We start from the raw sequence: 5,422 nt of genomic DNA, 5'->3' as shown, positions 1-5,422 counted from the left end.
TAAAATGGAGACTGGAGACGCGACATGGCCCTTACTCCCAAATCAGATGGCTCGGGTGCAACCGGCGATGAAAGCCTTGGCATCGAGGCTTTTCAGGCCGTTGACCGCATACGAGAGGCGCTCTCGGGACAGCTCAGCGGCGGGGTCTCGCCCGGCTCGCTGATGATGGCCTATGTCGACTGGGCCTTTCATCTGGCGCAGGCACCGGGCAAGCAGATGGAACTGGGCGTCAAGGCGGGCCGCAAATGGCAGCGTCTCATGGCGTATCTGATGGCCTCGGCGATGGATCCGCAGGCCGCGCCGGTCATCACGCCCTTGCCGGGCGACCGCCGTTTCGCCGGTGAAGCCTGGGCGAAACCGCCCTTCAGCTGGATGTCGCAGGCTTTCCTGCTGCTGCAGCAATGGCTGCATAACGTCACCCATGAGGTTCCGGGCGTGACGAAGCACCACGAGGATGTGGTGTCTTTTGCCGCGAAACAGATCCTTGATGTCTGTGCGCCTTCGAACAACCCTTTTACCAATCCCGAGGTTGTGGCACGGACCTGGGCTACCGGAGGCATGAACCTTGTGAAGGGCTGGCAGAACTGGCTGCAGGACGTCGTCCGCCAGATCCGGCAGGAGCCGCCAGAGGGTGTCGAGGCCTTTACACCGGGTCGCGATGTGGCGGTGACGCCGGGCAAGGTAATCTTCCGCAACCACCTGATCGAACTGATCCAGTATACGCCCACGACAGAAACCGTGTACCCCGAGCCGGTGCTGATCGTTCCGGCCTGGATCATGAAATACTATATCCTCGACCTCAGCCCGGAGAATTCACTGATCCGCTGGCTGGTGGCGCAGGGCCACACGGTTTTCGCCATTTCCTGGCGCAATCCGGGTGCAGAGGATCGTGATCTGACGCTGGAGGATTATCGCCGGCTGGGCGTGATGGCCGCGTTGGATGAGATCACCCGTCTAATGCCCGATCAGAAAATCCACGCCACCGGCTATTGTCTGGGTGGCACTTTGCTGTCGATCGCGGCGGCTGCCATGGCGGGGAAGGGGGACGCGCGTCTCGCCTCGCTGACGCTGCTTGCCGCGCAGGTCGATTTCGCCGAACCGGGCGAGCTTGCGTTGTTCATCGACCCAAGCCAGCTGCATCTTCTTGAAAGCATGATGTGGAACCGCGGCTATCTCTCTGCCGATCAGATGGCGGGGGCGTTTCAGCTTTTGCGCTCGAATGACCTCATCTGGTCCCGGATGGTGCGCGATTACATGATGGGCGAGCGGACGGCGATGAATGATCTCATGGCCTGGAATGCCGACAGCACCCGGATGCCCTATCGGATGCATGCCGAATATCTGCGCAGGCTTTATCTGAATAATGAGCTTTCTTCGGGACGCTTCACCGCCGGGGGCAAGACAGTTCTGTTGCAGAACATCCGGGTGCCGATCTTTGCCGTCGGGACCGAGCGCGATCATGTCGCACCCTGGAAGTCGGTCTACAAAATCCACCAGTTCACCGATTGCGAGGTGACTTTCGCGCTGACGTCGGGCGGGCATAATGCGGGGATCGTCTCTCCTCCCGGTCACCCGCGCCGCCGCTACCGGCTGGCGACCCGCGCCCATGACGACGCGCTTTTGCCGCCCGAGACCTGGGTCGAGGTCAATCCTGCAACCGAGGGTTCGTGGTGGACGCCCTGGCAGGCCTGGCTTGCCGCGCGTTCGGGTGCCCCCGCCGCGCCGCCCGCAATGGGCAACGCGCTGGCAGATGCGCCCGGCACATATGTTTTCCAGAGGTGACAAGATGACCGGCACTCTGACCAACTATCTGTTTCACCAGATGAAAATCGGCGACCGCGCCAGTCTTGTCCGCCACGTCGGTCCCAAGGATATTGAATTGTTCGCCGCTGTTTCCGGCGACGCCAACCCCGTGCATCTGGATGCCGGTTTCGCCGCCCATGGGCCGTTTGGCCATGTCGTGGTACACGGCATGTGGACTGCGGCGCTGATTTCGGCGGTGCTGGGCACCCGCCTGCCGGGGCCGGGGACGATCTATCTCGACCAGCAGATCCACTTTAACAAGCCGGTTTCGCCAGGCGATACCATCACCGCCGAAGTTGAAGTGGCCGAGCTGATCGAGGGCAAGAACCGTGTCCGCCTGACGACCACCGCCCGCAATCAGCGGGGCGAGGTGGTGCTTTCGGGCGAGGCGCTGGTGCTGGCCCCGGTCGAGCAGGTGACCTGGGTGCCGGGTGACCTTCCCGAGGCGGTGGTCTTGCCGAAGGGGCGCTGGCAGGGCTTTGTCGAAGAGGCCCGCGCATTGCCCCCGGTGCGGGCGGCGGTGGTGCATCCATGTTCGAAATCCGCGATCCTTGGCGCGATCGAGGTGCGCGACGAAGGCCTGCTTGACCCGATCCTGATCGGTCCCGGCGCAAAGATTCGCGCGGCGGCCGCCGAGGCCGGGGTCTCGCTTGACGGCTTCCGGATCGAGGAGACAGAGCACAGCCATGCAGCGGCGGCGCGGGCGGTGGAACTGGCGGCCTGTGGCAAGGTCCAGGTGCTGGTCAAGGGCAGCCTGCATTCCGATGAACTGCTTGCGGCGGTGGTTTCGAAAAGCGGCGGCCTGCGCACCGAACGCCGGATCAGCCATGTCTATGCGATGGATGTGCCCGCCTATCGCAAGCCGGTGATCGTCACCGATGCCGCGATCAATATCGCACCGACATTAGAGCATAAGCGCGACATCTGCCAGAATGCCGTCGATCTGATGCGGCTTCTGGGGCGCGATCAGCCGAAGGTCGCGGTGCTGGCGGCGGTCGAGACAGTGAACGCGACGATGCCCGCCACGCTGGATGCCGCCGCGCTGACGGTGATGGCGGCTCGAGGCCAGATCACGGGCGCGCTGGTTGACGGGCCGCTGGCCTTCGACAATGCGATCAGCCCCGAGGCGGTGGCGACGAAGGGCATCGTCTCGCAGGTGGCGGGCGAGGCCGATATTCTTCTGGTGCCGGATCTCGAGGCCGGGAACATGCTTGCCAAACAGCTGATCTATTTCGCGGGCGCCACGGCCGCGGGGCTGGTTCTGGGCGCACGGGTGCCAATCGTTCTGACAAGCCGGGCGGATCCTTTATCGGCCCGCATCGCCTCGGCTGCGCTGGCCAAGCTGGTCGCGGTCCGCAAAGCGGAGGGGAAGGCGTGACCCGCGATCTGATCCTGACATTCAACACCGGATCCTCGACTATCAAGCTGGGGTTTTACGCACTGGAGGCCGCCGCGCCGCGCCCGCTGGCCTCGGGCGTGATCGATTTCCGCGATGAGCCTTTCGAAGTGCGCCTGACGCGCGAGGGCAAGACCTTTTCAGGCCCGATCACAGCGGATCCCGGCGATCTGACAGCCGTGCTGAACCAGGCTTTTGCCTGGCTGGCCGGGCATTTCAATCTTTCGCGCCTTGCGGTGATCGGCCATCGGGTTGTGCATGGCGGCGATGTCTTCACAGGACCAGCCCGGATCACCGATCAGGTGATCGCGCAGATCGACGCGCTGGCGCGGCTTGCGCCGCTGCATCAGCCGCAAAGCCTTGCGCTGATCCGGGCGATGCGGGGGCTTTACCCCGATGTGCCACAGACAGCCTCTTTCGACACGGCGTTTCATGCCACCAACCCGCCCCTGATCCGCCGCTTTGCCCTGCCGCGCGCGCTTTATGATCAGGGGATCAAGCGCTATGGCTTTCATGGTCTCTCCTACCGCTATATCGCCGGGCAACTGGGCGATCTGGCCACCGATGCAAAGGTGGTCGCCGCACATCTGGGCAGCGGCGCAAGCCTTTGTGCGATCCGGGGCGGCAAGAGCATCGACAGCTCGATGGGGTTTTCGACGCTGGACGGCATCCCGATGGCGACGCGTTCGGGTGCGCTGGACCCCGGCGTGATCCTGCATCTGATGGGCGAAATGGGGCAAAGCTTGAAACAGGTCGAGACCATGCTCTATCGTGAAAGCGGCCTTCTGGGCGTGTCGGGTTTCGAGGCTGACATCCGCGAGCTGATGGCCAGCACGCGCCCAGAGGCTGCCGAGGCGATCGACCTCTTTTGCCTGCGCATCGCGGGCGAGGTGGCACGGTTGGCGACCAGCATGGGCGGGATCGATGCGCTGGTCTTCACGGCAGGAATCGGCGAGCATCAGCCCGGTATCCGCGCCCGTGTCGCCGCGCGGCTGGCCTGGCTTGGGGCAGAGCTTGACCCCGATGCCAATGAAGCAGGGGCGCGCAGGATCAGCACCGCCGCCAGCCGGGTGCAGCTTCTTGTCATTCCGACCGATGAGGAAAGCATCATCGCCCAGGAGGCCGTCAGCGTAGAGGCAGCGACATGATTGATCTGAAAGGCAAACGCGGCCTCGTGGTTGGCGTGGCGAATGAGGCCAGCATCGCCGCCGGTTGCGCCAGGGCCTTTCGCGCGGCGGGGGCAGAGCTGGCGCTGACCTTTCTTAATGAAAAGGCCCGGCCATGGGTCGAACCCGTGGCGCAGGAAGTGGGTGCGACGCTGTTCCTTCCTTGCGATGTGCGTGAACCCGGCCAGTTGGAAGCCGTGTTTGACCGAATTACCGCTGAATGGGGGCGGCTTGATTTTCTGCTTCATGCCATCGCCTTCGCCCCGCGCGAGGATCTGCACACCAGCGTTGTCAACGCTTCGGCCGAAGGTTTTGCGATGGCGATGGATATCTCTTGCCACTCCTTCCTGCGCATGGCGCGGCTGGCGCGGCCTTTGATGCAGGCGGGTGGTTCGCTGATCACGGTCAGCTTTTACGGCGCGGATCGGGTGGTCGAGAATTACAACCTCATGGGTCCGGTAAAGGCCGCGCTGGAGGCTTCGGTCCGCTATGCGGCGGCCGATCTGGCGGGCGAAGGGATTCGTGCCTTTTCGCTTTCAACCGGTCCGGTCAAGACCCGCGCCGCCTCGGGGATCGACCGGTTCGATGCGCTGATGGATAAGATTCGCGCCCGTACGCCTGGGGGAAAACTGGTAAGCATCGAAGAGATCGGTACGCTGGCGGCCTTTCTGGCAACCGAGGCCGCAAGTCCCATGAGCGGATCGGTGGTCTATGCCGATAACGGATTTCACACCACCGCCTGAGGCAGGCGCGGGGCCCCGCCCTTGACCGGAAGGCGGATCCGGGGCAAAGCGGAATCAACATCAGTTGACAGCATTCTGACAGGCGCCGCCGCGTGACCTTCTTTACGGTTCATCCCTTCCATTCCTTCAATCTTGCCGTGGTCTTGCTGATCGCGGGCAAGATCCTGACCCTGAACATTGATCTTCTGCGCCGCTATTCGATCCCCGAGCCGGTGGCGGGCGGCTTTCTCTGTATCGCGGTAACGGGGCTCCTCTGGGCGCTGTTCGATCTGAAGGTCTCATTCGAGGTGGGGATCCGTGATTTCCTGCTGCTG

Annotated in this window: 5 protein-coding genes; all 5 read left to right on the top strand. The window is 63.4% G+C overall.

Annotation, left to right across the window (positions count from 1 at the left end; genetic code table 11):
• The first annotated feature begins 24 nt into the window (after positions 1-24).
• Positions 25-1,782: a PHA/PHB synthase family protein gene (locus BUA29_RS11585; RefSeq protein ID WP_072756679.1), complete on the top strand. Its 1,758-nt coding sequence runs from the start codon at positions 25-27 to the stop codon at positions 1,780-1,782.
• A 4-nt stretch (positions 1,783-1,786) separates the two neighbouring features.
• On the top strand, positions 1,787-3,181 hold the full coding sequence (locus BUA29_RS11580) for a bifunctional enoyl-CoA hydratase/phosphate acetyltransferase (RefSeq protein WP_132766366.1): 1,395 nt from the start codon (positions 1,787-1,789) through the stop codon (positions 3,179-3,181).
• Entirely contained in the window at positions 3,178-4,347 is a 1,170-nt protein-coding gene (locus BUA29_RS11575) for an acetate/propionate family kinase (RefSeq protein ID WP_072756677.1), read from the top strand. Before BUA29_RS11580 ends, BUA29_RS11575 begins: the two co-directional genes overlap by 4 nt.
• Positions 4,344-5,108 (top strand): enoyl-ACP reductase FabI, encoded by a 765-nt coding sequence (gene fabI, locus BUA29_RS11570; protein ID WP_072756676.1) that lies wholly within the window; start codon positions 4,344-4,346, stop codon positions 5,106-5,108. The genes BUA29_RS11575 and fabI overlap by 4 nt, the downstream gene beginning before the upstream one ends.
• Before the next feature lie 92 nt (positions 5,109-5,200).
• The coding region (locus tag BUA29_RS11565; protein WP_218587196.1) for a sodium/glutamate symporter at positions 5,201-5,422 on the top strand (222 nt) is incomplete at its 3' end.

Origin of the sequence: Thermomonas hydrothermalis, from assembly GCF_900129205.1 — a bacterium.
Taxonomy (GTDB): Bacteria; Pseudomonadota; Gammaproteobacteria; order Xanthomonadales; family Xanthomonadaceae; genus Thermomonas; species Thermomonas hydrothermalis.
The sequence above is the reverse complement of the archived record's forward strand: the minus strand, read 5'-3'. Positions and strand labels throughout refer to the sequence as shown.

What these genes read in the sequence shown, in the direction of transcription:
- BUA29_RS11585 (WP_072756679.1), top strand. Translation starts at nt 25, where the DNA reads ATGGCCCTTACTCCCAAATCAGATGGCTCGGGTGCAACCGGCGATGAA.
- BUA29_RS11580 (WP_132766366.1), top strand. Translation starts at nt 1,787, where the DNA reads ATGACCGGCACTCTGACCAACTATCTGTTTCACCAGATGAAAATCGGC.
- fabI (WP_072756676.1), top strand. Translation starts at nt 4,344, where the DNA reads ATGATTGATCTGAAAGGCAAACGCGGCCTCGTGGTTGGCGTGGCGAAT.